Here is a 26158-nt window from a genome sequence, read left to right on the forward strand (position 1 = left end):
TGATAACGCGGATGGTGATGATGGGGAGGATGTGTTGAATTATAAGTTATGAATTATGAGTTCTTGATGATAACTGATTGCTGTTAGTTCATGGTTCATAGCCGATAATTGGTTTTAGTAAGTCGTTAGGCAGGACACGTGAGGCGAGAGATGATGCCAGCTGATAACTGATAGCTCATAGCTGATCCCTAAAAAAGCATCCTCAGTGCCAGCCACACAAAAGGTGTTGCTAGTAGCAGACTGTCAAATCTATCCAGGAAGCCGCCATGCCCGGGCATGATGTGACCGCTGTCTTTTACGCCGGCCATACGTTTCATTTTACTTTCTACCAGGTCGCCTATAGTACCTATAACTGCAGCAATGGCTGCCACCGTTACCAGTTGATACTCCATCTCCGGCAACCATTGATGTGCTACCAGCCATACCACGCCTATACAAAGTATGGCACCGCCAATGGTTCCTTCCCATGTTTTTTTAGGAGAGATAGGCGACAAAGATGTTTTGCCAATGAACGATCCAACCAGGTAGGCCATCGTATCATTGATCCATATAGAAGCAAGCAGGAACATGGGCAGTATCCATCCTTTGTCTTCCACTATAGTTGAACCTGATAACTGCATGTTGTCTTGCCGCAGGTCCATCATCAGTGACCAGCTAAGCGAGATGTACAACAATCCAAGAAACGAATAGCCAATATGTTTTGCATTGATATTTCGGCTAAACAATACTTCTATAATGGGAAGCACAAAGGCTAGTACTAGCAATAGCCAAAATCCTATCTCGTGCAGCGTGACTGTAGCAAAATGAAACGAAGCATTCGTTACCCACAGCATAAGAGCAACGCCTGCCAGTATACTACTGTACTTATGAAAAGAGGAGATGTCGTTATAGGAGGTGTCGATTTTTGCTATGAGCTTTTGATATTCTATCCAGCAACCCACATGAATGATCAAAAACAGGATCAAAAAAGACCAATGGTTCCAAAGAAGCCCCAACAGCATTACCACCACAAAAACGATAGCAGTAAGTGCACGGGTCTTAAAAGTTTGTAGGTTAAATGCCATGAAGCAGTTGGTGTTGTTCTAGAGTTAATTTGCCAGCCCCTTATCCATCAGCTGTTTTGCCACATCCATCAGGTGAAACGGGACATAAACTTCTATGTAGCCAAAGTTAAGATAACTGCTGTCCTGCTTGTTCATAACCATCACTGGCACATTGTTTTCCTCCAGCATACCTTGTACTATGGTTGCTTCAGGCAAAGTGCGCGCACTATATAACAGGCTCCATTTATGCATCAGGCAATATAATCAATGTCTTCTTCAGTAGTGCTGGCGGGCAAAACTTCCAGGCTTTTGTTGTACATAAACAAGATGAAGCCTATGGCTACAGCCAGGCTTAGCAGTGCTGTATACCATTGCACGGTTACCTCGTCATTTGCCAGTTTTTCCAGCATAGGATACTTAGGTGAAAAATATACTGTAAGCACAGCCAATCCATTGTTCATAAAATGAATAATGATGGTATACCACAGGTTGCGTGTTACGTGGTAGATGACGCCCAGCATAAGACCTAAGGTGAAAATTGGCAGGAACTTGAAGATGGTTCCATGCAGTAAAGCAAAAATGGACGCCGAAAAAACAATGGCAACAACCGGCATTTTTGTAAGCCGAAGTAGTACTTTTTGAAAAGCGCCTCTGAAAAACGCTTCTTCTGCAATAGCCGGTAGCAAAGCCATTATCACCAGGTTGATCAAAACATCGCCCACTCCGCGCATTTTTAAAAATGCCTGTAAAGCGCGATTATAAGTAGCTTCTGTTTCCTGCATGGTCTGCTGCAGGCTGCCAAAGTTTATCTTACTGTTCAGCGATCCTATCCAACCTACAAATGGCTGTACCGCCACCAGGAAAAGCAGGCTTACCAGTACCAGCAATACATTTATTCGCGGTTGAACTCCTATATAAGGCAGGGCCTTTGGCGATGAGAAGTAACCAAGCAACAGCGCTGGCAACAGGAACGAAATGATGGCACTCATAGCCTGCGCAGCTTTAAACTGTACCACCATTTCAGGTTTTATAGTTGCAGTTTTATCCAGCAGAACCGCCGTTAGATCACTGAAGAAAAAGTGCGTCAACAAGCTATTGAGAACGATAAAACCACCCGCCAGGCCTAGGAAAGCAAAGAACTGTACACCAGGCGGTTGATATTTTAAGTAAGTATTCATATTAGGTAATACTGTAACAGCGTAGCTTTGCCGACGCTTTTACCGGGGTGCAATATAAGGACGAAAGACCGCAAGCATGCACCGCCCGGTGGTAGCAGCAAATTATTTATGACTACAATTGGAAACATTCAATTACCGGCTTTTCCGCTTCTTTTGGCGCCAATGGAAGATGTGAGCGATCCGCCTTTTCGTGCAGTATGCAAAGAGAATGGCGCTGACCTGATGTATACTGAATTCATCAGCAGCGAGGGCTTGATCCGTGACGCCATCAAAAGTCGTCGAAAGCTCGACATTTTTGATTACGAAAAGCCTATAGGCATCCAGATCTTTGGAGGCGATGAAGACAGCCTGGCCATGGCTGCTAAAATTGTTGATGTTACCAATCCCGACCTGCTTGATATCAATTTTGGTTGTCCTGTAAAAAAGGTGGCCTGTAAAGGTGCCGGCGCAGGTGTACTGAAAGATATCGACCTGATGGTTCGCCTAACAGATGCGGTGGTACGCTCTACCAGTCTGCCGGTAACGGTAAAGACCCGTCTTGGCTGGGACGATAGCAGCCTTAATATAGAAGAAGTGGCTGAGCGCCTGCAGGATGTAGGAATTAAAGCGCTTGCTATCCACGGCCGTACCCGCTGCCAGATGTACAAAGGCGTAGCCGACTGGACACTGATTGGTAAGGTGAAGAACAACCCGCGCATCAAGATCCCCATCTTTGGTAATGGCGACATCGACAGCCCTCAGAAAGCCGTGGAATACAAGAACAGGTATGGCGTAGACGGCATCATGATCGGCCGTGCTGCCATTGGTTATCCATGGATCTTCCGCGAGATACATCATTACGAGCAGACAGGCGAACTGCTGGCGCCACCAACGGTAGAAGAGAGGGTGGCAGTTAGTAAAAATCACCTGCGCAAATCAGTAGAATGGAAAGGCCCAATCGTTGGTATAAATGAAATGCGCCGCCATTATTCAAATTATTTAAAGGGCTTGCCTAACATAAAAGAGTATCGCAACAAGCTGGTTACGCTTAAAACAGTAGAAGAAATAGAAGCTGTTCTTGACGATGTGCTAACAACCTACAGCGGTTTTAATGTAGAACGCCAGGAGATCGTGCTGGAAAATTACCACGAACATTGCCCGGTTTAACACAACCTCATTGAATAAGTAGCAAACAGCTTTTGATTATCAAAAGCTGTTTGCTTTTATACATGCATCTGTAAGGCAACCATTTTCCATACTTCATTAGGAGTAGTAACAACATGAGGAGGAACTTAAACCTCATGTATCACATACGTCACTACGCCCCACACGCTAAATTCTGCAAAAGGATCAACCTCTATGGGCGCTAGTTTATTTGTCTCCGGCACCAGCCTTATTTTGTTGAAACTCTTTTCCAGCCTGCGCACCAGCATCTCGCCGTTCAGCACGGCTATTACTACTTTGCCATTTACATTGGTAATGCTGCGATCTACGATCAGTGCATCGCCGCTAAAGATGCCGGCGCCTGTCATGGCATCGCCGTTCATGCGAAAGAAAAAAGTAGCGGGCTTATTGCGGATCAGTTGTTCATTCAGGTCAATCCCCCGTTCCATGTATTCATCGGCAGGCGTGCTAAATCCGGTGGCGTCGGCCCTATGCACATCGTGCTGTGTAAATTCTTTGGTGCCTTTATAGCTGCTGTTATATACTTCCCGTTCCATATAATGAGTTCTTTTATATGCTAAATATTTTAGCAAAATTGTGCCAAAAAAACAACTGTTGCAGGTTGTTGGTTATTTTATTTTTTAGATACCAGCTTACGGTTTTTATAGCGTCATCGTTGCGTCGCAATCACTTCATCTGTAGGGCATGTGGCGGCGGTAGTTCAGCAGCAGGAATGTTCTTCTGCATTTCCACCTTAAAACAACCTCCCCTGTTCCCCCGGTCTTCTAAACTGCGAACAGTCAAGTTCCAGTCGTTCATGATTTAATCCATACTTGTTGGTGTACTTACGGTATTGCATGGCTACCATGTCGGCTATATTCCCGCTGCCGCGCATTCGACGGCCCCAGTCACTGTCGTTTACTTTGCCGCCGTGGCTGTCTTGTATCATATGCCATACTTTGTCTGCTCTGTCAGGAAAGTTCTTGTGCAGCCAGTCGTGAAACAAAAACTTGATCGCGCCATTCAACCGGATGAATGTGTAAGCAGAAAACGTGGCGCCTGCATCACTTGCTGCTTTTATGATATCGTGCATCTCGTGTTCGTTCAGCCCGGGTATCATTGGTCCCAGCATTACACCCATACGTACACCTGCTTTGCTCATTTCTTCTATTAATCGTATTCTTTGTTTGCCTGTGGTAGTTCGCGGTTCCATTACTCTTCGCAGGTCTTCGTTGAAGGTGGTAATTGACACCAGCACCGATACCAGGTTTTTCTTTCCCATCTCCTGCAGCAGGTCTTTGTCGCGCAGCATGCCTGCGTTCTTAGTAATCATACCTACTGGCTGGTTGAACTCATTGCATACTTCCAGGCACTGCCTTGTAAGCCTGAACTTCTGTTCGGCCGGCTGATAACAATCTGTATTCCCGCTGATGCTGATCGGTACACATTCCCACTTAGGGTGCATCAGGAACTTGCGCAGCAGCTCCGGCGCATTTTTCTTTACAATGATCTTTCGCTCGAAGTCAATACCTGCACTGTAGCCCCAGTACTCAAAGGAGTTGCGGGCATAGCAGTAAATGCATCCATGTTCGCAGCCCTGGTACGGGTTCATACTGTAGTACATACCAACATCAGCACTTTCTACCTTATTGACAATGCTCTTTGCATTGTCTTCTAAATATTGTGTGGCTTCGTTCTTTTCAGTCCAATCATCTATACCCTCTACATGCTCCTGTACGCGCTGGTTCTTCAGGAACTTGTTGTGCGTGTTGAACTGGGCGCCGCGACCTTTTTTATATTCATTCACTTGTTCTTGCATCACGTATGTTTTTGGGCCGCTAAGGCGCTAAGTGTTTTTTGTGCCACGAAGGCACAAAGGACAATAAGGGGCATTAAGTATTATTTACATCGATACTCTTTATTCTTCGTGCTTAGGCGGGCAGTTGAAGGAATTATCACCAGTAAAAGTGAGTGACACAACGATGATGATCAGCGATCAACTGCTTGCTCCCTAATTCCTCCTAATCCTTCTCGCATCTTTTCAATCATGGTTCTAAAACAGTTGCCCTTGCGTAGTTACCACGGGCATATTCAGGAACTCGAAACTTTCCACTGTTTGGAAATTTTTTTCGCCTTCAGCTTTGCGTAGCAGTAGCATGTTGTTGGCTATAAACCTGCCGGTGAAATGTTTGTGGCTGTACTCAAGCCATCCCTTTTCGTATTGCCATGGTAGTAGTTGCCGCGCAATGGTTATGTAAAAATCCTCCATGAAGTGCGGCTTTTGCTCCTTTGTTTTCAGCAGCGATTGCGCCGTCTTTAGGTGCTTGATAGCCATTTGCAACGGTATCTTGCTTTCCACATTTAAATAGATGGTGTGCGATGGCTGGCTGCCAAAATCTTTTAGTTCTATTTTAAATGCAGGCAGGGCCATAGCTATGGATTTCAACCGGCTGATGATTCTATCTTCCATCATTTGCAACTGCGAGAAACGGAGCAACGTGACCTGTGGCTTACCACATTCTGCCGATGGCGCTTCGTACGTTGCAGCAAATTCCTTCTTCACCTGGATAATCGTATTCCACAGCTCCTCGTGCGGTTGTATTGCCAATATGTAGTCGCACAAGCGATAGCCAGGCAGGTTAGATAAATCGTTGTTCATAGGTTGCTGATACTAATTGTACAACTCGCTGGTTGCCGGTTGCAGTTTGAAAATGTTTACCGGCTTGTAAGGGTCGTACTGGTTCTGCCGACGAAGCAGCACCAATTCGTTAACGGTAAATGTTTCATGAAATGTTTTCTGTGCATACTCCATCAATGCTTTTTCAAAAAGACTTGCAGGTAGTTTTTTGGCAATGGTTAAATGAGGCGTTCCATGCAGTTGTATTGGCGGGCAGGCGCACGAGCTGATGTAGCTGCTTACAGATTTTAGCTCATTGGCTAATTTCTGAAAAGGGCTGTGGTTTTGAACGCGCAGGTAGATGGTATGTGGTGGAATGCCGCTGTAATTGTTAAGCGCCACCTGGAAACCCTGCTGGTTACTGCAAATACGATGCATATAACGTATAATGGTGGCTTCCATGTCTTCGCGTGCATGGAAGCTGGCCAGCGGTATATGTGGCTTGTCTGCTGCAGGTTTATGATGAAAAAGTTGATACAGTAATTCCTTTTCTGTCAGTACTTTTTGATGAATATCAGCTCCCGGCTGTACTGCCAGTAAGTACTCATGTAGCCCGTTCTGAGTCCAGCTTGCTCCTGGTGCAGTTGTTACTAATCCTTTATTCATGCTTCTTTGTATTGGACAATAAAATTAGCATAATAATGCTAATATATTTAGCAAAAGAAGGAATTAAATTTTAGCTCATTGGAACATGGCACTTGCTGGTAAGGAGAAGAAAGAGCAAAATAAAGAAGCTGTTAAAGTGGTTGCGCCGGTTGAACTCAACGGCTATCGTTAAGTCTTAACCATCTTAAAACCCTTTTGAAGATGAATAGAATTTTTACTTTTTTCAGTTTTATACTTCTACTGTTTTCGGCAACCGTACAAGCTCAGACGCATGGTGGCTTTCATGAGCATAAGCATATAAATATGGCTGCAGTACTTGCGGCTAAACCTTCTTCGCTAGCCATGGGCTTTTCTTCGGTCAGCGAAGCAAGGACCATCATTGGCGACATCATGGATGTGGTGGACCAGCAGCAGAATTTTGAAGTTGTTTCTACCTCGCAGGTTGATAATGCTGCTGCTATGTTCTACAACGGCAAACGTTATATACTGTATAACCCGCGCTTCATTAATAACCTGAACAATGCAGCAAATGATAGATGGGCTGCTATAAGTGTACTTGCTCACGAAATTGGGCACCACCTGCTGGGACACACGCTTGATGGCCGTGGCAGCCAGCATCCTAAAGAGTTAGCTTCAGATGAATTTTCAGGATTGGTATTGCGTAGAATGGGTGCAAGCTTGCAGCAGGCGCAACTGGCTATGGCACTCATCAGTTCACCACAGGGAAGTGCATCGCATCCGGGAAAGAACGAAAGGCTGAATGCTATTGCAAAAGGCTGGAATGGAACTCAGGTGCGTAAAAATGATCATAATGATGTGGCGATAGATTATCCTCCTGCAGGTGATAGAAGAAATCAACCATCAACAAACACAGGTAGATATCCATCAGAAGATAGAAGAGGATATCCAACAGGTAGAGGTGGAACCATGGGTAATGAACGTAATTATCCTCAAAGAGGAGGTAGCGGCTATCCTACAACTGGTAACCAACGAGGCCAATATCCACAGCGTGGTGGTGTAGTTACATATCCGCAGCGACAAGCAACTCAAAGCCTTGTTTATCGCCTGCAGTTTAATGGAAATATGCGCCAGCAGTATTTTATCACCTCTCAAAATAATGTGGTGGTTTTACATGGCAACCGAATCCAAACAGTAGCTAAAATAGCGGGTACGAATAGCGTACAATACCCGTACATTATCTACGATGATCGGCTTCAGTTGCAGGTAGACAGGAGAGGAAATATTTATTCGAATGGAAGGAGTGTGGGTGTGATAACAAGAGCTTAAAAACAATACAAGCCTATAACGTAATAAAGCGGAGTGTTTAGCTCCGCTTTATTTTTTGCAATCAGATGATTTCTTATAGCTGATCCACTTATAAAATCTTGCTGCTGGCATCGTTGTTCAATAACGATGTGGTAAGTGTATCATCAAAGACCTGGTGCTTATTTGCCAGTACCTGCCTTAGCAGATCATGGATGGTGATGATGCCTAAGAAGTCTGCTTCATTATACACTGCAAGATAACGTGCGCCGCGAATGTTCATTTGGTACATGCATTCTTCTACTGTATTGTCTGGTGTTACTTCAGGCAGATCAACTGTCATTACATCCTGTACTGCGGTGTTCCTGCTGGAGCGATCCTGCAACACAAGCTTGCGCGTATAATCGCGTTCGCTAAAAAGACCTTTGAATTCTCCATTTTCCATTACTACCAGGTAACTCAGGTTTACATCTATCAATTTCCTCAATGCATCAATTACCATGGTTGAAGGTTCTATCACATTGTCTTCTTTATCTTTTATATCCAGGATATTTTGTACAGTACGCATTCAGTAGTTTTTTTAAAGTTAGCAGATAGATCACAAATATCGTTTGGCTAATTCTTTAGTTGTTTAAAAATCATTCCATTAGATGAAAATTTTTGCATGAAGGATGTTTAGGATACAGATGTTTATGAAAATAAAGTTATCATCCCAATCTGTTGAAACACGCGCTATCATTGAGTTTCAGCAGAAATAGCAACAATGTTTAAAAAATATAATTTGTCAAAATTTTGTTAATGAGGAGCAGAAGCATGTATGTTTGCATCATCAAAATAATTACGTAGAAATGCAACGCTGGAATTTACATACCGAAACAATAAAAGGATTTAGTCCACTTATGGATTATATCTTTTTAGCGAGGCATTTTAAGAGTTAAGTACAACCAAAACTGACTGAATAAAATTTACCTCGCTCAAAAAGCGAGGTTTTTTATTGCTATTAGCTAAGCAAATAAACAAGGAGAAAAAGGAATAGAACATATGACAGCAAACAAATCAATCACAAGCAACAACTGGTGCAGCATGATGCGTAAACAAGGCGGACAAAGCTTTGGCAGGAATAGGTATGCGCTGGAACTACGCAATAGTGAGTTTGATAATATACGACCGGGAGATATTCATTGGCGGGAGCAGTAATGCTTCAGCATGAAGAGGAAAGCCCGGTCACCAGAAATGACCGGGCTTTTTGTTTTAAAAACATAGAACGCAGATGATTGTGAGTATTGTGATTAACACAGATTATCATAACCCATCATATCAATCATGATAATCTGCGTTCCACTAAAAATAATCGTTGATGCACCCCATCAACACAAAAGCTTCCTTAACGGGAAGAAGGGTACAGGCAGTTGACTGCAAACCAGGCGAGGGTTTCGATATAGCCCCGCAGTGCAGCGATGATCATCAGTTGTATGCTGTTGCAACAATGTGCAGTGCCCTCCATGACTGTGTCTGTCAGAGGTTCGACTCCTCTTCCCTAACGGGATAACTCAGTGGTAGAGTAACACAACAAACGCAGGTTCGAATCCTGCCATGTACTTCGGTACATGTAGCATAGTGGCCAAATGCAAAGCACTCTTAATGCTTGAAACACGGAAGTATGCCGCTTCCCTAAAAATGGCAGCAAAGCAGGTACGCCTCACCGGCTGCTAATCACTACTGATCACCAGCAACCGGTAGCACGCCAGTAGACGGGTGTATACATCACCGGCTGACGCATCACTTGCACTTGCATGAAGGCTTGCAGCAGCAAGTACAATGCCTGTGCAACTGTTACGGGCAGCAGTGGTTGAGCCCCGCCTCCGCGAATGCCACCGGTGGTGAGCCGTACAAGCTTTATTAGTAAACGAACAAAAACGACAGATATGAAGTGGATTAGAATCAACGCCTACCAGGTAGGACTGGTGTTTAGAAACGGCGTGTACGAGAAGATGCTTACCGAGGGTAAGTACTGGTTTTGGGGCGATGAGCGTGTAGAGATCTATGATCGTGCACTGCCTTTCATCCCAACCGTAGAGCTAAACATTTTGCTGCAGGACCCTGCATTGGCTGAACAGCTGATCGTAGTAGACGTAACCGAACAGCAAATTGTATTGCAATACGTGAATGGTTTGCTGAAGCAAGTGTTGACTGCAGGTCGCTACGCATTCTGGAAGGGTGTGATCGATTACAGGTTTGTATATGCTGACATCAGCAAGATCGAGATCACCGAAGACATTGACCGTGCGACTTTGCTGAGCAAGGTAGTAAGCCCGCATGTGCGTGCCTACACTGTAGAAAGCTACGAAAAGGCGGTGCTGTTTGTAGACGGAAAGTATGCGCAGCAACTGCCGAGCGGTATCTACCTGTGGTGGAGAAACAGTATCCCCATTACTGTAGGTAAGGTGGATACCCGCCAGCAGCAAGCCGAGATCAATGGACAGGAGATCCTGACCAGGGACAAGGCCGGCCTGCGTGTGAACGCCTTTGCTCAGTACGTGGTTACTGACATCGAAAAGGCTTTGTTGGAAAACAAGGAATACGATCGCCAGTTATACGTAGTGTTCCAGTTGGCATTGCGCGAATACATCGGCACCATGACTTTGGATGAGTTGCTTGAAAAGAAGGAAGCAATTGCGCCAGTCATCTTGCAGAACGTAGCAGCCAATGCCGCAGCACTGGGTGTGCAGGTCACCGGCTTTGGTATCAAGGATATCATACTGCCGGGCGAAGTGAAGGACATCATGAACCAGGTGTTGATCGCCGAAAAGAAGGCGCAAGCCAACACCATCATGCGTCGCGAAGAAACCGCCAGCACCCGCAGCTTGCTAAACACAGCCAAGCTGATGGAAGACAACCAGATGTTGTGGAAGCTGAAGGAGATGGAATACGTAGAGAAGATCGCTGAAAAGATCAATAGCATTAGTGTGAGTGGAAACGGTGTGCTGATCGACCAGCTACGACAGATCTTCAGTGGCAAGTAACAGGTTGAGGTAAGGATCCGCCTCAACCTTTCTTCAAGCTTGCTACTGTGGTATGTTGTAATGATGTAGCAAGCATTTATCCTCTCTTCAACTCCTGTTGCGTCGCACACTTGTACAGTTGGTGCGCTATTCATCTTCAGTTTCATATTCAGGTGCTGTTGCTCATTATCAACAACAAAATAATTATTGGCTCGTAGCTCAATTGGCAGAGTAGCCGGCTCTTAACCGGCGGGTTGTGCGTTCGATCCGCACCGGGCCAACTGTTGGATGATAGAACGCAGATTTTTATGATGGTCATGATTTACGCAGATAAATAATGTTCTAGTCATACCCATCAGCATGATCATGATGATCAGCATTCTCAGTTCTAGAACGCAGATGATTATGATGGTCATGATTTACGAGATGAAAGTCACTGTTATCATAATTCATCATAACAATCATGATAATCAGCGTTCCTTCTTCAATACCCTGCCGGGTAGTGTAATTGGCTAACATATCACACTTTGACTGTGATGTTCCTGGTTCGAGCCCAGGCCCGGCAGCTTGTACATATAACGCAGATTTTTATGATGGTCATGGTATACGCAGATTAATAATGTATTGATCATAGTCTATCATCATAGTCATGATGATCAGCGTTCTCAATGTTAGAACGCAGATGATTATGGTTGATCATGATGACCGCTGATAGCCCATAACATCTTAACCAATCATAATAATCATAAAAATCTGCGTTCCACTTAAAAATCAGAAGATCATGAAACAACAGCAATGGAGGAAGTTGAGTGGTCAGCGGATCACCATTCCCATCGAAGATGAAGTACGGCAAGTGCTCATGCGCGAACATGAGGCAGGCAATGCTATGCGGGTGTTCATTGGTACCGATAGCCAGGTGAAAGGCCGGGTAATTGAGTTTGCCACTGTAATTGTTTTTCTGCGGAAGAACAAAGGCGGCTTCATGTACATCACCAACGAACAGGTGAAGCGCGGCATGCCCATCAAGCAGCGGATGCTGGAAGAAGTAGCACGGAGTATTGAAGTTGCATACAGCTTCTGCGACCTGTTTACTGCATTCAATGTTGCAATGGAAGTACACGTAGACATCAATACCAACCCAAACTTCAAGAGCAACGATGCTTTGAAAGAAGCCATGGGTTATATTATGGGGATGGGGTTTGCATTCAAAGCCAAGCCACATGCCTTTGCAAGCTCAAGCTGTGCGAATAAGGTGGTGCAGTAGGAAGTCAAAAGTCAAAATTTAAAAGTCAAAAATGTAAGATCATGATGTGGTTATTTATAGCAATGGTTTACGTAATCGTAAGACTGGTGGCCTGGATCATCGGGCAGGTAGATAGGACCGGCTGGAGATTAACTAAAAGAAAAATAAAGGCTGTTGCAGGTTTATTTGTCAACAACTATGTTGATGGCAAAATGCTGTTCGTAAGCAAGTTTGGTGAAGTAGCAAGCCTGGGTGTTATCACTCAAATTGATGCTACTGCAGCTTATGCTTTATTAAAAGACAAGCTGGGTGCAGATATCGTTGATGTACACCAGGTGAATATGTACGACTACGATGAAGCAAAAAATTACTTCACCATTACCATACTTGAATTAACTGCAAAGCGGATGATCGAAATAGGTAATGGCTATGTAGAAGTACTGTACACCAGCAAGCATTACGACTGGGCGATGCAATTACTAGATGAACTGGCTGTTTGCAAAGCAGAAGTACAGGTAGTGGAAGAAGAGAAGGCTCCTACTATCATCGGTTTTGCAAGAGCAATGGAGATGAATTAGCGGGCATACATCTTGCCTTAATTTATGGATGAGCCACAAAGACACCAAGCCCACGAAGGTGCACCAAGCTTCGTGTTCCTTAGTGCTCTTAGTGTCTTGGTGGTTCGAAAACTTTAGAAATGGGAAAACTAAAACTAAGAGGAAAACAACTGCGGGATATTGGTTATCCTGAAGCGCCTGTCATCAGCATTGCTATGCAGGTAATGGAGAAGCATTATAAAAGAAACGGAACGCATCATGTGCTTGGAATACTTGAGAAAATTTTTCAAGACCCAGAAGCCTACAAAGAAGATGAAGTGCTTGGTAAAATCGCGAATGAGCTGTTAGAAATGAGAGCAAAAGAAGAAGCAAAGGCAGCATCAGCTGTAGATCTTTCTTCAGAAGGAGTGCCTTACAACATTTTCGGTGCAGAGTTCATTGAAGAAGGTGCATTATCACAAATGAATAGTGCTGCGCGGCTTCCTATATCTGTTGCGGGTGCATTGATGCCCGATGCACATCACGGATATGGACTACCGATTGGAGGTGTGCTGGCAACGCAAAATGCAGTCATTCCGTATGGAGTTGGTGTTGATATTGGCTGCAGGATGTGCCTGAGCATTTTTGATATCGATCCAAAGGAACTGGAGTTTCGGGCTGATTACTTCACTCGTGAACTGAACGAAGCAACCTTGTTTGGAAGCGGAAGAGAGTTCAAGAAAAGGAGCGATCATGATGTACTGTACAGGCCTGAATTCCACGAGATTGGAATCTTGCGGCAACTAAAGGATAAAGCTGCTTCGCAATTAGGCTCAAGTGGTGGAGGAAACCACTTTGTTGAGTTTGGGATTGTTGAAATACCCGAAGCAGATGCGGTGCTGGGTGTGCCTGCTGGCAAATACCTCGGACTGCTGTCGCACAGCGGTTCAAGAGCTATAGGGGCCAATGTAGCCAATCACTATACAAAGCTTGCAAAAGAGAAGCGCAAGCTGCCGCCTGATGCTGCTAATCTTGCATGGTTTACACTGGATGAAGAAGAAGGAATTGAATACTTCATGGCAATGAACCTTGCGGGTGATTATGCCAGTGCGTGTCACCACGTGATACATGAAAAGATTGCAAAGCAACTGGGACATGAGCCGATGAAGATGGTAGAGAACCACCACAACTTTGCATGGAAGGAATTATATGAAGGCAAGGAGGTGATCGTCCATAGGAAAGGTGCAACACCTGCAGGTAAAGATGTTCTGGGCATCATACCGGGTAGTATGACAGCGCCGGGATTTATAGTAAAAGGTAAAGGTGAAACAGCTTCCATCAATTCTGCATCGCACGGTGCAGGCAGGTTGATGAGCCGTACATCAGCAATGAACAATATCACTGCTAAAATGCTAAAGGAAGAACTAGCGAAGCAGGGAGTAAAGCTCATCGGCGGCGGACTGGATGAAGCGCCTTTTGCTTATAAAGACATTCACCAGGTGATGAATGCACAGAAGCAATTGGTAGATACTGTTGGTACGTTTACACCAAAGATTGTAAAGATGGATGATACACCACCCCGCAACAGGAAGAAGCTGGACAGGTTCGATGCTGGAGAGTAGTAGAACCGCGATCAAAAGGGATTTGACAATGGATTAGGAGGAGCACAAAAAGCTTGATGCTTATTGGTTGTTCCTCCTTTTTTACGTTTACTAATTATCGTTTAATTGATGGATGCTACTTACCTAAAAAACATCCATCACTTAAATACCTTCTCCGCCTTGCTAAGCACCTTTTGCATATCTATTCCTTTTCCTAATACTCCTTTGAAAATATCTCCCACATCTTTTATCCTGTCCACCGCGTTAAAGATGGTGAAGTTGCGGATCTGCAAACCCTTCTTTACTTCCTCCCAATGCAGTGGCATACTTACAGGTGCACCCGGTTTGGGACGCAAAGAATAAGGACCAGCAACAGTAGCCTGTGGCCTGTTCTGCAAAAAGTCGATGTACATTTTGCCACCGCGGTCTTTTGTCTTCCTTTCTATGCTGGTGAACGAAGGAATTTCTGCATGTACCAGCTTAGCTATTACTCTACCAAACTCCTTCGACTGTTCATAATCGTATTTTGCTCCAAGCGGTATGTATATATGAATGCCTGTACTTCCTGAAGTTTTAGGATAAGAGACAACACCAATAGCATCCAGGATTTTTTTGGTTACACAAGCTGCTTCTATCACTTGTTCAAAAGTGTTTTTGTCGGGATCAAGATCTATGATGCACCAATCAGGATTATCAGGTGTTTGTCGTTTGCTACTCCACGGGTTTATTTCAATACAACCCAATGCTGCTATGTATAGTAGACTTGCCTCATCAGTTATAACAGAAAATTCTTTATCCCTGTTATCCATAAAGCTGAAGTAAGGAAACGTTTCCAGCCATTCAGGTGCTTTGCCTTTTACATCCTTTTGATAAAAAGTTTTTCCTTCTATGCCATTTGGAAAACGGTTAAGTGTTTGCGGTTTGTCTTTAATGTAAGGCAACATGATAGGAGCCACCTGGTAATAGTAGTTCAGCATGTCGCGTTTGGTAACGCCTTCTTTAGGCCAGTACAATTTGCTAAGGTTGCCAAACTTTATGTCGTGGCCGTTTATGCTGCGTACTTGTGTTTCTTCCTTTGGATTAAGCAATGTATTTCGTTCCTTCTTCCCCGGCGACTTGATCATCTTCTTTTCTACCAATGCTTCTGGCACAACATCGTTGGTATGAGCAGGTACTTCCATCACCACTTCGCTTGCACTTTTATCTTCACGCAAGCCTTTGAAAGATGGATGCCTTATGGCTCCGTCTTTGGTTCTTTGGCGGTAGCTGATCTCGCATACTACCTCAGGCTTTACCCATGTCACGTCGGCTTTAGGCGGGTTGGGCCTGAAGCGTGAAGGTTTATTAAATTCAGGCATGACAACAAATGGGCACTTAGGCGTTTCAAGCGGTTTCAGCTTTTGGAGTATTGCTTCTTGTAGCTTGTTGCTAAAGCCGGTGCCCACCGGGGTGATGTGGTGGAACTGGCCATTTTCAAAAATGCCTAGTAACAGTGCGCTAAATTTCTTGCTGGTCCCTTCATTCTTTGTGTAGCCGCCAATGATCGCTTCCTGTCGCTTCTCTGTCTTTATTTTCAACCATTCCTTGGAGCGCAGATCAGGCACATATTTACTATCAGCTTTTTTGGCCATTATTCCTTCCAAACCCATCTTGTCTGCAAGTGCAAAGAATTCTTTACCTGTTGCTTCAAAGTTTTCGCTGAATTTGATGGTTCTGTTTTCTGCAGGAACCACTTGCCTGAGCAATTCTTTTCGCTTGTGCAGTGGCTCATTCATCAGGTCTTTTCCGTCCAGCCACAGCAGGTCAAAAAGATAGAATGCCAGGTGACCATCTGCCTCGCTGCGCCAGCCTTGCAGGTCGCTGAAGTCAGGAACACCTTTTTCATTTACCACTACTATTTCGCCGTCTACTATGGCATTTATCTTCCACTGCTGCAGCGCCTCGTACACAGGGTAAAACTTCTCATCAAAGGTCTTGTTGTTTCTTGACCTGATCTCGACCGTTCCATTGTTCATATATCCAAGAGCCCTGTAGCCATCCCATTTTACCTCGTACAGCCATCCCTCTTCCTCTATTGGTACATCTACCAGCGTTGCAAGCATCGGTTTTATATCGGTTGGAAAAGTATTGGAAGTAGTGGCTTTTGTTTTACCCGGCATGGTTTGCACTTTTTACGTATCCATTTATAAATCATGCCACTGCGCCAGCCAGAAAAACGAAGAAACGGCAGGTGGTAAGGGAAGCAGATGCCTGTGCAGATTAGAAGCTTTAAACCTTTAGCCTTTTAGTAAATCTATAATAGAGCTGGCAGGATAAGTTTAACTCTGGCATAGTTTTCGTCTTAAGACAGAAATTATCCTGCTGAATTAGGAACTTAAAATTTAGTAACCGAAGAAAAACACGAGATCATGAAAAAGATATTTTCCGTTGTTGCCTTTGCCGCAATATTTGCCGCATGTAACAGCAACACAAAAACAGCTGAACAATCAACGGCTACACAACAAGCAGATACTGCAGGTTTAGCCCAATTTAAAGAGTGGAAACAACAACAGGAATTCCTGGAGCAAAGCAGGATGTATAATGGTTTGAACGAACAGCAAAACCTGCAAAATGTAGAAGCACAAGCTGCGCCTCCACGCGAAGTAGTTCGTGAAAGAGTGATCTACAGGGACAGGCCAGCGCCACGTACAACTACACGTTCTTCCAGTGCATCACGTTCTTCTAGTGGTACAGTAGCAAGTGCACCAGCACAAACACAAAAGAAGAAAGGATGGAGCCATGCAGCTAAAGGAACTGCTATTGGTGCCGGTTCAGGTGCAGTAGTAGGTGCGGTAGTAAGTAAAAATAAAGCTGCCGGTGCTGTAATTGGTGGTGTTGTAGGTGGCGTAGGTGGTTACGTTATCGGCCGTTCTAAAGACAAGAAAGAAGGCAGATACTAAAACATAGAAAGATTTTTATAGAAGGAGTAGGACTGAAGTACCTGCTCCTTTTTTTGTGCCCATAGGTGGCTAAAACAACTGCCTGAAATCAACAATGAATAACATCAGCCTCTGCAATCTTTCAATTAATTATACTTTTACCGGCCTATAAAAACAACGATGGAAAAAATCATTGCTGCCGTTTCACAGCTTTTTGAACAATACAAAAAACAACCTGCAGGAAAAATTGAAAAGCTGCCGCAGTCAGGAAGCGACCGGGTTTATTTTAGAATATTTAGTGACAGTGGTGAAAGTTATATAGCTACCTATAACCAGAACATCAAGGAGAATGAAACTTTCCTCTCCTTCACTGACCATTTCAGGAAGGCAGGATTGCCAATGCCGCAGGTTTTGATAGTGAATGATGACAAAACAATTTATTTACAACAAGACCTTGGAAGCCACTCTTTACTGGATGTTCTGGAAAGAGAAGGGCATAATGAACACACATACAAGTTATTTGAAAAAAGCCTGAGAACCCTGGCGCATATCCAAATTGAAGGGCATGAAGGTTTTAACTATGACTGGTGTCTTACAGCAAAAGAATTTGGCAAGCAGGCAATAATGAGTGACCTGCTGTATTTCAAATATTATTTTCTTGACACGCTAAAACTGCCATACGATAAGCAGGCACTGTTAGATGATTTTGATGCGCTGGCATCGTACTTAACCAACAATAAGTATAATTATTTTATGTACCGTGATTTCCAGAGCAGGAACATAATGGTTAAGAATGATGAAGTTTGTTTTATAGACTACCAGGGTGGAATGAAAGGAGCTTTACAATATGATGTGGCTTCTATGCTTTGGCAGGCAAAAGCGAACCTTTCAGAGGAATGGAAGAATAAGCTGCTGGATGATTATATAGATGAAGTAGAAAAATTATTAGGTGAAGAAATCGATCGAGAAGAATTCATCAGCCAGTATAATGGTTATGTATTGATACGACTGTTGCAGGTGCTAGGTGCTTATGGGTTCAGGGGATTATTTGAGAGGAAAGCTCATTTTTTAACTAGCATCCCCTTAGCACTTCGTAATCTCCAGTTTTTCCTACTCAATAAAAAAGTGGATATAAATATTGAGGCTTGTTGGCAGATACTGCAAGAGATAGTACAGCCAGCAGTGATAGAAAGATTCGAAGTAGTTCGTGCAACTGAGGAGACGCCACTGGTTGTAAATATTTGCAGTTTCTCGTATAAGAAAGGCTGCCCGGTAGATGATAGCGGTAATGGAGGTGGGTATATGTTCGACATGCGGGGTATACTAAATCCAGGCCGGTTCCATGAGTATAAAACACTTACTGGTCGTGACAAGCCGGTAATAGATTTCTTGGAGCAAAAAACAAGGATGCCGGAATTTCTGAGCAATGTTTTTTCTGTGGTTGACATCACCATTGAGGATTATATACAACGCGGTTTTGAAAATCTTTCCATAAGCTTTGGATGTACCGGCGGGCAACACCGGAGTGTATATGCTGCCGATGCCATGGCTCGACATTTAAAAAATAAATACGGGGTAAAAGTGAAGCTATGTCATGTGGTACAGGAAGCTAAGAATTGGTGCAATACATAATTCATCTTTACCAGCCAACCATAACAGCTGGTGCTGCAGGTGGTCAGAATTTTGTAATAAATGAACTAAGAGTTAAGCTATGAATGAGAACACTGGAACACTGGTGACAGAACATACTTCACGCCAATCGAAAGGTATTAGTAAAGCGATGATATTGGCTGCCGGTCTTGGTACCAGGCTAAAGCCATGGACGGACAATAATCCTAAAGCACTGGCTATAGTAAATGGTAAAACGCTGCTTCAGCGAAACATAGAATACCTGCAGCAATACGGCATCAACGAGGTAGTAGTGAATGTTCATCATTTTGCTGATATGGTTAAAGAAGCAATTGATGCGAATAATGGATGGGGGAGTAAGGTGACGGTAAGTGATGAAAGTGATGCTGTTCTTGAAACAGGTGGAGGTATATTGAATGCTGCTACATACTTAGATGGAGATGAGCCTTTTGTTGTTCTCAATGTAGATATCCTTACGGATCTGAATCTCGCATCCATGATGAATTATCACCTGGAGAAAAAACCACTAGCCACACTTGCTACAAGCACCAGGGCCACCAGCCGTTACCTGTTGTTTGACGAAGGCAATAACCTGTGCGGTTGGTACAATACAAAAACAGGAGAGGAGTTAGCGGGATCAGAAGCTAATCTCGGTTTACATAATAAGCCAGGTGTTCAAGCAAAAGCATTTAGTGGTGTTCATATTATTGAGCCTTCCATCTTCAAACTAACAAATCGTTCAGGAAAATTCTCAATTATTGATCTGTACATGGATCTGATGGGGAGTAATACCATCAAGTCTTTTGATGACTCCGACAGCCGCTTTATTGATGTTGGGAAGCCTGAGAATGTAGAAAAGGCCGAGGCAATGTTCCGGTAGAGAAGGTTCTTCATTTTGTTTTAAAGCATAAGTGACAGAAGTTTAAAGAGTTGCCTGTAAAGCCTTATGTTCCCTTCATAATTTCTTAATGGATGTACTTGCTTATAGCATGTTGATAAACCTGTAGACTTCCACGAAGTTTTCAACCCTGGCATGGATTAGCCGGCAAAAAGGCTTTAAAAGCCTTGTGTGGCAGCGGTTTTGCAAGATTGAGTTTATGAAAAACTTGCTACTGCTTTTATCCATATCCGTATTTTTTTCATCTGCTTACAGTCAAAGAACTCACTACAGCCTTCACGTTGGCACTGCAAATTATTCAGGTGAGTTGTTCTACAAGAAAAGCAAACTTCCCGAGTACGACCTTCAGAATGCTAAGCTAGCGGTAGGTCTTGGTATAGAGTACGAACTGCTGGAGAAGGTAAGCCTACGCGGCACCTTTATGTATGGGAAAATTGGTGCTGATGATAAAAAGACAGGCATTGATCCTGCACGAAATTTAAGTTTCGCCACATCACTTTGGGATTTGACACTTGGGGCTCAATATTATTTGCTCAACCCGCAGCGATATAACCTTCAGCCATACTTATTTACAGGTGTTTCCTTTTTTCACTTCAACCCATATACTTATGATCGTGCGGGAAATAAAGTATACCTGCAGCCCTTAGGAACCGAAGGGCAAGGGATAATCCCCGGCCGCGATCCATACAAGCTTTACCAGGTGGCAATACCTTATGGTGCAGGTATTCGCATGCAGGTATCAGACAACCTACGGGTAGGACTGGAAATAAGCGCCCGCAAAACCTTCACCGATTACCTCGATGATGTGAGCACTACATTCGTTGATGAAGAGTACCTATTCTTCCACCGCGGCCAACAAGCAGTAGACCTTGCTTTTAGAGGAAACGAAGTAAACCCGCATGCAGATTATCCTGCAGCAGGCACACCAAGAGGAGGATCAGACTTGAACGACAGGTATTATTTTTCAACTGTTTCTTTCTCTTTTAGATTGAACCAAGGTGGTGGCGGTGTCGCAGGCAAAAGGATGAGGTGCCCGAAGTTTTTTTAAATAATCAATCAAGCCCGTAGACCTCCGTTAACTGTAGTTGTATGAATTACATACAGCGCCCATGGAAACGCAGGAATAGTGGCTTCTTGTGGTTCTAAGAGCAGCTTGCTTTTAGAAGTCTTGCAGGAATTTGATTAAGGTAGAACTACAACAACTCCCTCGCTGTCAGCATTAACAGTTGCTAATTCCTTATGGTTAATGCGAATCTAACTAACTCAAAGAGTCGGATTGTAGTTGGGTAGGAGTGGGATCAGAGTGGTACCTGAGAAGGAACAGAAAGCTGTTTTATACTCCTCGCATTCCATTTCAATAAAAAAGATCAGGCAAAAAATATTAAGGCACTGAATAACCCTTCATGGAGTGTAAGCAATATCCATGTGTGGTTATTCTTGTCATGGATGTACCACCAGATTGAGATCTTTAAGTGCATTGATGAAATGGATGATCAAGTGTTGAAGTGTTTTTGGAATGTTGTTACTTGTAAAAGAAAGGCTTCTTCTGGGATCAAGAAGCCATATAATTCAGTGACCCATTCCACACGTGGTGATATTTCCTATGCCTAATATTTTTACATAAAAAAACCGACTGCCATAGGCAGTCGGTTAATCTAAACTTGTCTTATGATTCTAAGCCATTCGATATTCTGTTACAGCTTGATAAGCTTTAGAACTTTACGTTCTTCACCTTGAACAACCTCGACAAAATAAGTTCCTTTCTTATATGCATTCCCAATTGAGATGATTTTATTTGGAACTACATTCAGTTCCTGGATCTTTCTACCAGCCATATCTATAACTCTTAAACTAGCTGCTCCAGGTGCAATTGTAAGCACCTGCAGTTGAAACGCTGTTCTTGTTGGATTATTCAGCACTTTTACTGCAAGCTTTTGGTCACCTTGAGTTACTTGACTGGATTGTTCTTCTGCTGCCTGTGCTACAGTAGTAATTGCATCTTCACTAATTGTAAATGCCTCACTTGTTGAACGGCTAGTTTCACAACTGTTTGGTGAGGTAATGGTTATGTCATCTATACTCACACCAAATGTGGTAGTGCCACCCTTTTGCATGGACATGGTAAACCTGTACTTAAACTTATTGGTCTGTAAACCAGTTGGAATGGTTATACTATATTCTTTACCACTTGCATTCACTACATCTGCCGGTGAAACACTTGCTACCTGTGTCCAGCTGCTACCATCATTGCCAGAGAATTCCAGCTTCAAGTTTGATTTTACATCACCAGAAGTTGCTGTTCTCTTCCAGATTTTGAAGTTCATTATTGTCTTAGCTGGGCAACATGTACCTGAAATATTATTAGCTGGTGACAAAGCAGTTGCAGATGCTGTGCTCTTATTGTCGGTTTTCAAAACTTCAAGTATAAGTGCATTGGTAGATCCACCATGTGAGTTATTACTAGCAACTATACCAAACGAATTGGCTGATAATGTCCAGGTTTTTGACGATACTCCGGAAGATCCAGTTAAAGTATAATTCTTTCCCTTTTCAAGGTTTATGTTGACACTGTTAGGGAAGGTCTCAGCTGCGATATCAGGATTGGTACATGCAGGTATTTCTACCTTCAGACCAATGTCGATCGTGTGGTTATTCTGGGTAAGGTTGATTGTTCCTGTTCTCACTTCGGTAGGAGAGAATTGTAATCCATTGTTGTCATTATCAACTCCATTGTTCACATCGGTAAAATGCGTAGTACTAGCAAAGTGATTAGCTGGAAGAGTAACCCCTACAACATAAAATCCAGGTTGACGATTGTTGAAGGCATATGATCCATCAGCGGCAGTAGTTGTTGTAGCTACAACATTATTGTCGCGATATAACTTAACTGTCAGGCCGCCTATCCCATTTTCATTGTTTAATATTCCATCTCCATCTGCATCATTCCAAACCTTATCTCCAATTGTTAATTCTCCAGGGCAATCAGAAGGAACAATTACTTCAGAATCCTGTCCGGTTTTACTAGGACTTGCGTGTAAGCCAGTTATCATAGGATAACCAAATCCAACAGTACCAAATACTGATTTTTTAACCTTGAATTCGTACCACACGTCATAGATCCAATCAGAACGATTAGGATCAGTCAATCCAGGTGAATTCACCAGGTACTGGCTGCCGAATGACTGCCCCAAATTGACAGCAAGTGAGCTGTTGAAGTCTTTAAGATCATCAGCATTGGCCAATCGGGTTGGGAAGATCATAGCTCCATCACCACCAGTTGCACCGAGAGAAATATACTTGCTGCCAGACTTAGATATGTAGTCCATTTTAAATTCAAGTTTTCTAACTCCTGCTTTATCAAATAGTGCAAATTGTAATTGATCTGATTGAACAAGGTGGTTGAATGTGTGATTGTTACCTGGCCAACCAATTGCGTTCGTTCCATAAGAATTGTCAACAAAGGTGTTTGCCAAAGTTGCTCTTACAATGATGTAGTTGCTGTTTATTGGATCTTCGAACCAAATGGATTTAGCATTTACTATTGCAGCCTTAGTTGGACTTTCGAAGCATTGTTCCTCGCAATTTTTGTTGATCTGCAAATGAACAATATCAGTACAGCCAAACTTATCAGAAACTACATACGTGTGTTGTTTCACTGTTAGATTACTGAAAGTCATTTCGTTTCCGTCTATACCTACACCATTTACTTTATAAGGAGCTGTACCCCCTGTAATGGTTAATTTGAATGATCCCCCTACACCTGTAATACAGTCTGCAGGTGTTAATAAAGATGTTGAAGCATCAAGTGGAGTTACAGTTTGCTTTATGCAGACGTGTTGTGGCAAAGCAATTAGGTCATTAGCATCAACCAGCTCTACTTTGTAATTTGACCACGGTCCAAAGCCAGGAATAGTTATTTCTGTTCCTGAGAAACTACCTATAATTGGTCCGCTAACAAAGCCTGATATGGTATAGTGATAAGGTGCAGTACCACCAGAAGCAACGATGGTTATAGTACCATCAGCCTGGCCTGCACATTTTATATCTGTACCTGTAGCTGTGAATGAAAACGGCACACCAACACAAGCTGACTGGTTAGCCTGGAAACCAGTTTCCGTACTACCATCTGTGCCATCTATAAGCCATGGCGTGAAATTGGCTTTGCCAACTATATAACCTTTTTTAGCATAAGAAGGCATTTCTTCTTTAGTGCCAGAATAATGTTTAGGTGTCGTACCAAACCAATTACAGGTGGCGCATAAAGTTCCTTCGCCGGCGTTGCAGATTGGGAAATCGTTGGTAAGGCCGAGGTCGTTGTACCTCGCACAGATGTCCATGTTAGAGATATCTGAATTACTCTTTAGATTAATACCAACATGGGAGTTCACAACCTTATTGAATTCTATAACAACTTTGCCGAGTGCATCTAGTTCAAAAAGATGTATACCACCATATTCACCAGGAGAAATATTTGCTTCAGTAATTTCATTAAGCGTTACCGCAGCATTATTGATCATTCCAGCTAGTTGTATACCATCTTCATTAGTTTTGAATACTTTATTCTGTGAAAGTAGAACCTGTTCAATTCTGTTTGCACTACCGTTGATAAGCATACCAGCATTTGCTGTTGTTATGGTGTTCCTGGTGATGGTTATATCATTTCCTCCTGCTATTTGAATAGCAGGTCCGGTGATGTTGGTGAAGCTGTTGTTGTCTATATAAATTTTCTTCCAGATAAATTTACCGAAAATCGACAAAGCATTCTCAACTACATTGTTTTGGAAGATGAATTCTGCACTTTCCCATTTTTCATTACCATCATGAAGCGGGTGGCCATTGATGAATTTTATTCCTAAAACGGAAACTTTTGTATCGTTAGTATTGATGGTTATACACCTTTTTTCGGCTGAACTGCTACCGTCTATAATTGTTTCTGCGTTCCTTAAACCCGAAGCTGGGATCAGGTAATTGTTGCCGTGGAGCTCTATGGTTTTCCAGACATTCAAATTTTCAACGAATGTTCCTGCACTTATTAGTAGTTTATCGCCAGGTTCAGCAAGATCTATTGCATCTTGTATATTATAAAACTCCTTATTCGTTCTTTGATTTTTTACCGAATGATTGGCTGGAATTGGAGCGTTATATCCTAAGGTCCAATTAGAATATATGGTTTCTAGTTTAAAATTGTGTAAAGTGCCATTGAAAGCTGGGTCAACTGCATTTATCAACGTATTCACACTGTTATTGTTACCATAAGCGCTGCCTTGGTTAAATTGAAAGTAGGAGATCAAACCTAGTTCACTAGCCGCGACATTAGTATTACGATAAGTTGAGATTTCTGCTTCTGTTCTTGCGGAACTCCAAATACGAGCCTCATCTATGTAACCAACATAAGCTCCTTTATAATATAGCGGGTCACTAAATGTTGCACTTGGGTGCACATTAGATTTAGATCCGGCAATTCCAGTATGCTTGTAGACGCCATCTATATATAACTTTGGAACCCTGTTCTCATATACCACAGCAATGTGGTGCCATCCTAATATTGGAGCATTGTAAATAAGTACAGCGGGGAAATAACCACCTCCACAATGCTCGTATACTGTAACTCCATTAGTACCAATAGACAAACCTGCCCCTGCATGATCACCTTCATATTGTGCAGGGAAAATGGCATATTGTTGCCCCCACTCATAACCACTTCCAGAGGAAGCTTCTGTTGTTGTTGTAATTGTTCTTTCTGCCTTTGGAAAAACCCATAACTCCATCGTGAAGTTATTGGAATAGCCTTTGAATGCTTCTGCAGTATTGGTGGTAACAAAATCATTAGGAGTATTATCTCCTCTACCTTTAAAGTGCAGCCCATGTTCCTGGGCAGACACCAGTGTTGTGAATAAAAGAAGTGCCCATGCGAAGGCAACCATCTGTTTCATACAAATTGTTTTAAGTGTTTAAAGCTCTCCCAGAGTAGGATTAGATGGTATTCAGAGAAGAATGGGATTAGGGGGAATGGGCTCACGAAATTAATAGGATTTATTATATCATCCTTAATTTCAATGTTTTATAATTCTTATTTCTGACGATAAGGGTAATTTTGAAGATGCAAGAGCGATAGAATATTTTTTATGAATCCTCATTTGCAACCAATATTTATTCAAAAACCTCTTACTCCTGTACTATTTGTGGACGCCAGCCAATATTGCTATGATCAGCTAACGGAAGTTGAACATATGTCTACTTGGTGTAATGGGTGCTGCAAAACATTATATTTGCCACTCACCCTGTGAGGCAACCCTAGATTTATGCGATATATTGTAATGTGTGGGCAAGAGACTTCTGTGAAAAATAATTTTACTTCTTAAGAGGAAATATGCATTCTGCTGTTTCCTCTTTTTTATATGTATCGCGTTGATTGTTTGGG

The 26158-nt window shown here is 42.9% G+C and carries 20 protein-coding genes and 2 tRNA genes; 12 read left to right on the forward strand and 10 right to left on the reverse strand.

What is annotated here, in order from left to right:
- Nucleotides 1-188: 188 nt before the first annotated feature.
- The 3 genes from J4N22_RS01845 to J4N22_RS01855 are packed head-to-tail and all read right to left on the reverse strand — an operon-like array spanning nt 189 to nt 2221.
- Nucleotides 189-1064 carry a phosphatidate cytidylyltransferase gene (locus J4N22_RS01845; RefSeq protein ID WP_207492006.1) on the reverse strand — a complete coding sequence of 292 codons (876 nt, stop codon included), beginning with the start codon at nt 1062-1064 and terminating at the stop codon, nt 189-191.
- 24 nt (nt 1065-1088) lie between these two features.
- Complete coding sequence (locus J4N22_RS01850; RefSeq protein WP_207492007.1) at nt 1089-1295, reverse strand: putative signal transducing protein; 207 nt, start codon at nt 1293-1295, stop codon at nt 1089-1091.
- Nucleotides 1295-2221: a CPBP family intramembrane glutamic endopeptidase gene (locus J4N22_RS01855; RefSeq protein WP_207492008.1), complete on the reverse strand. Its 927-nt coding sequence runs from the start codon at nt 2219-2221 to the stop codon at nt 1295-1297. The genes J4N22_RS01850 and J4N22_RS01855 overlap by 1 nt, the downstream gene beginning before the upstream one ends.
- 108 nt (nt 2222-2329) lie before the next feature.
- On the opposite strand from J4N22_RS01855, the gene dusB reads away from it, so the two are divergent.
- The gene (gene dusB, locus J4N22_RS01860) at nt 2330-3367 is read left to right on the forward strand and encodes a tRNA dihydrouridine synthase DusB (RefSeq protein ID WP_207492009.1); all 1038 of its coding nucleotides are present in this window, start codon (nt 2330-2332) and stop codon (nt 3365-3367) included.
- Between the two features lie 125 nt (nt 3368-3492).
- Here the strand turns inward: dusB and J4N22_RS01865 are convergent, their stop codons facing one another.
- The 4 genes from J4N22_RS01865 to J4N22_RS01880 form a co-directional block, all read right to left on the reverse strand.
- A complete protein-coding gene (locus J4N22_RS01865; RefSeq protein ID WP_207492010.1) occupies nt 3493-3921 on the reverse strand; it encodes a LexA family protein in 429 nt (142 codons plus the stop codon).
- Nucleotides 3922-4118: 197 nt separating this feature from the next.
- Nucleotides 4119-5183, reverse strand: coding sequence for a PA0069 family radical SAM protein (locus J4N22_RS01870; protein ID WP_207492011.1), 1065 nt, complete (start codon nt 5181-5183; stop codon nt 4119-4121).
- A 234-nt stretch (nt 5184-5417) separates the two neighbouring features.
- On the reverse strand, nt 5418-6023 hold the full coding sequence (locus tag J4N22_RS01875) for a 2'-5' RNA ligase family protein (protein ID WP_207492012.1): 606 nt from the start codon (nt 6021-6023) through the stop codon (nt 5418-5420).
- A 12-nt stretch (nt 6024-6035) separates the two neighbouring features.
- Nucleotides 6036-6647 (reverse strand): 2'-5' RNA ligase family protein, encoded by a 612-nt coding sequence (locus tag J4N22_RS01880; protein WP_207492013.1) that lies wholly within the window; start codon nt 6645-6647, stop codon nt 6036-6038.
- Nucleotides 6648-6848: 201 nt separating this feature from the next.
- On the opposite strand from J4N22_RS01880, the gene J4N22_RS01885 reads away from it, so the two are divergent.
- Complete coding sequence (locus J4N22_RS01885) at nt 6849-7934, forward strand: M48 family metalloprotease (protein ID WP_207492014.1); 1086 nt, start codon at nt 6849-6851, stop codon at nt 7932-7934.
- 88 nt (nt 7935-8022) lie between these two features.
- On the opposite strand, the gene J4N22_RS01890 is transcribed toward J4N22_RS01885, so the two are convergent.
- Nucleotides 8023-8478, reverse strand: coding sequence for a CBS domain-containing protein (locus tag J4N22_RS01890; protein WP_207492015.1), 456 nt, complete (start codon nt 8476-8478; stop codon nt 8023-8025).
- 1357 nt (nt 8479-9835) lie between these two features.
- On the opposite strand from J4N22_RS01890, the gene J4N22_RS01895 reads away from it, so the two are divergent.
- The 6 genes from J4N22_RS01895 (at nt 9836) to J4N22_RS01920 (ending at nt 14313) form a co-directional block, all read left to right on the forward strand.
- A complete protein-coding gene (locus J4N22_RS01895) occupies nt 9836-10933 on the forward strand; it encodes a slipin family protein (RefSeq protein WP_207492016.1) in 1098 nt (365 codons plus the stop codon).
- 187 nt (nt 10934-11120) lie between these two features.
- Nucleotides 11121-11193, forward strand: a tRNA-Lys gene (locus J4N22_RS01900).
- 212 nt (nt 11194-11405) lie between these two features.
- Nucleotides 11406-11478 (forward strand) — tRNA-Gln (locus J4N22_RS01905).
- A gap of 215 nt (nt 11479-11693) precedes the next feature.
- Nucleotides 11694-12176: a ribonuclease H-like YkuK family protein gene (locus tag J4N22_RS01910; protein ID WP_207492017.1), complete on the forward strand. Its 483-nt coding sequence runs from the start codon at nt 11694-11696 to the stop codon at nt 12174-12176.
- A gap of 41 nt (nt 12177-12217) precedes the next feature.
- Nucleotides 12218-12733 (forward strand): hypothetical protein, encoded by a 516-nt coding sequence (locus J4N22_RS01915; RefSeq protein ID WP_207492018.1) that lies wholly within the window; start codon nt 12218-12220, stop codon nt 12731-12733.
- Nucleotides 12734-12852: 119 nt separating this feature from the next.
- Nucleotides 12853-14313, forward strand: a complete 1461-nt coding sequence (locus tag J4N22_RS01920; RefSeq protein ID WP_207492019.1) for an RtcB family protein — start codon at nt 12853-12855, stop codon at nt 14311-14313.
- Between the two features lie 137 nt (nt 14314-14450).
- Here J4N22_RS01920 and ligD read toward each other — a convergent pair whose 3' ends face one another.
- Entirely contained in the window at nt 14451-16451 is a 2001-nt protein-coding gene (gene ligD, locus J4N22_RS01925) for a DNA ligase D (protein ID WP_242692020.1), read from the reverse strand.
- A gap of 249 nt (nt 16452-16700) precedes the next feature.
- On the opposite strand from ligD, the gene J4N22_RS01930 reads away from it, so the two are divergent.
- From J4N22_RS01930 to J4N22_RS01945, 4 genes are all read left to right on the forward strand, one after another.
- Nucleotides 16701-17231, forward strand: a complete 531-nt coding sequence (locus J4N22_RS01930) for a glycine zipper family protein (protein ID WP_207492020.1) — start codon at nt 16701-16703, stop codon at nt 17229-17231.
- A gap of 159 nt (nt 17232-17390) precedes the next feature.
- Nucleotides 17391-18842, forward strand: coding sequence for a RapZ C-terminal domain-containing protein (locus J4N22_RS01935; protein WP_207492021.1), 1452 nt, complete (start codon nt 17391-17393; stop codon nt 18840-18842).
- A gap of 79 nt (nt 18843-18921) precedes the next feature.
- Nucleotides 18922-19719 carry a nucleotidyltransferase family protein gene (locus J4N22_RS01940; protein WP_207492022.1) on the forward strand — a complete coding sequence of 266 codons (798 nt, stop codon included), beginning with the start codon at nt 18922-18924 and terminating at the stop codon, nt 19717-19719.
- Nucleotides 19720-19936: 217 nt separating this feature from the next.
- Nucleotides 19937-20785 carry a DUF6089 family protein gene (locus J4N22_RS01945; protein WP_207492023.1) on the forward strand — a complete coding sequence of 283 codons (849 nt, stop codon included), beginning with the start codon at nt 19937-19939 and terminating at the stop codon, nt 20783-20785.
- Between the two features lie 646 nt (nt 20786-21431).
- Here the strand turns inward: J4N22_RS01945 and J4N22_RS01950 are convergent.
- Complete coding sequence (locus tag J4N22_RS01950) at nt 21432-25670, reverse strand: SdrD B-like domain-containing protein (RefSeq protein ID WP_207492024.1); 4239 nt, start codon at nt 25668-25670, stop codon at nt 21432-21434.
- Nucleotides 25671-26158 lie beyond the last annotated feature (488 nt).

This window comes from Aridibaculum aurantiacum (genome assembly GCF_017355875.1).
Taxonomy (GTDB): Bacteria; Bacteroidota; Bacteroidia; order Chitinophagales; family Chitinophagaceae; genus Segetibacter; species Segetibacter aurantiacus.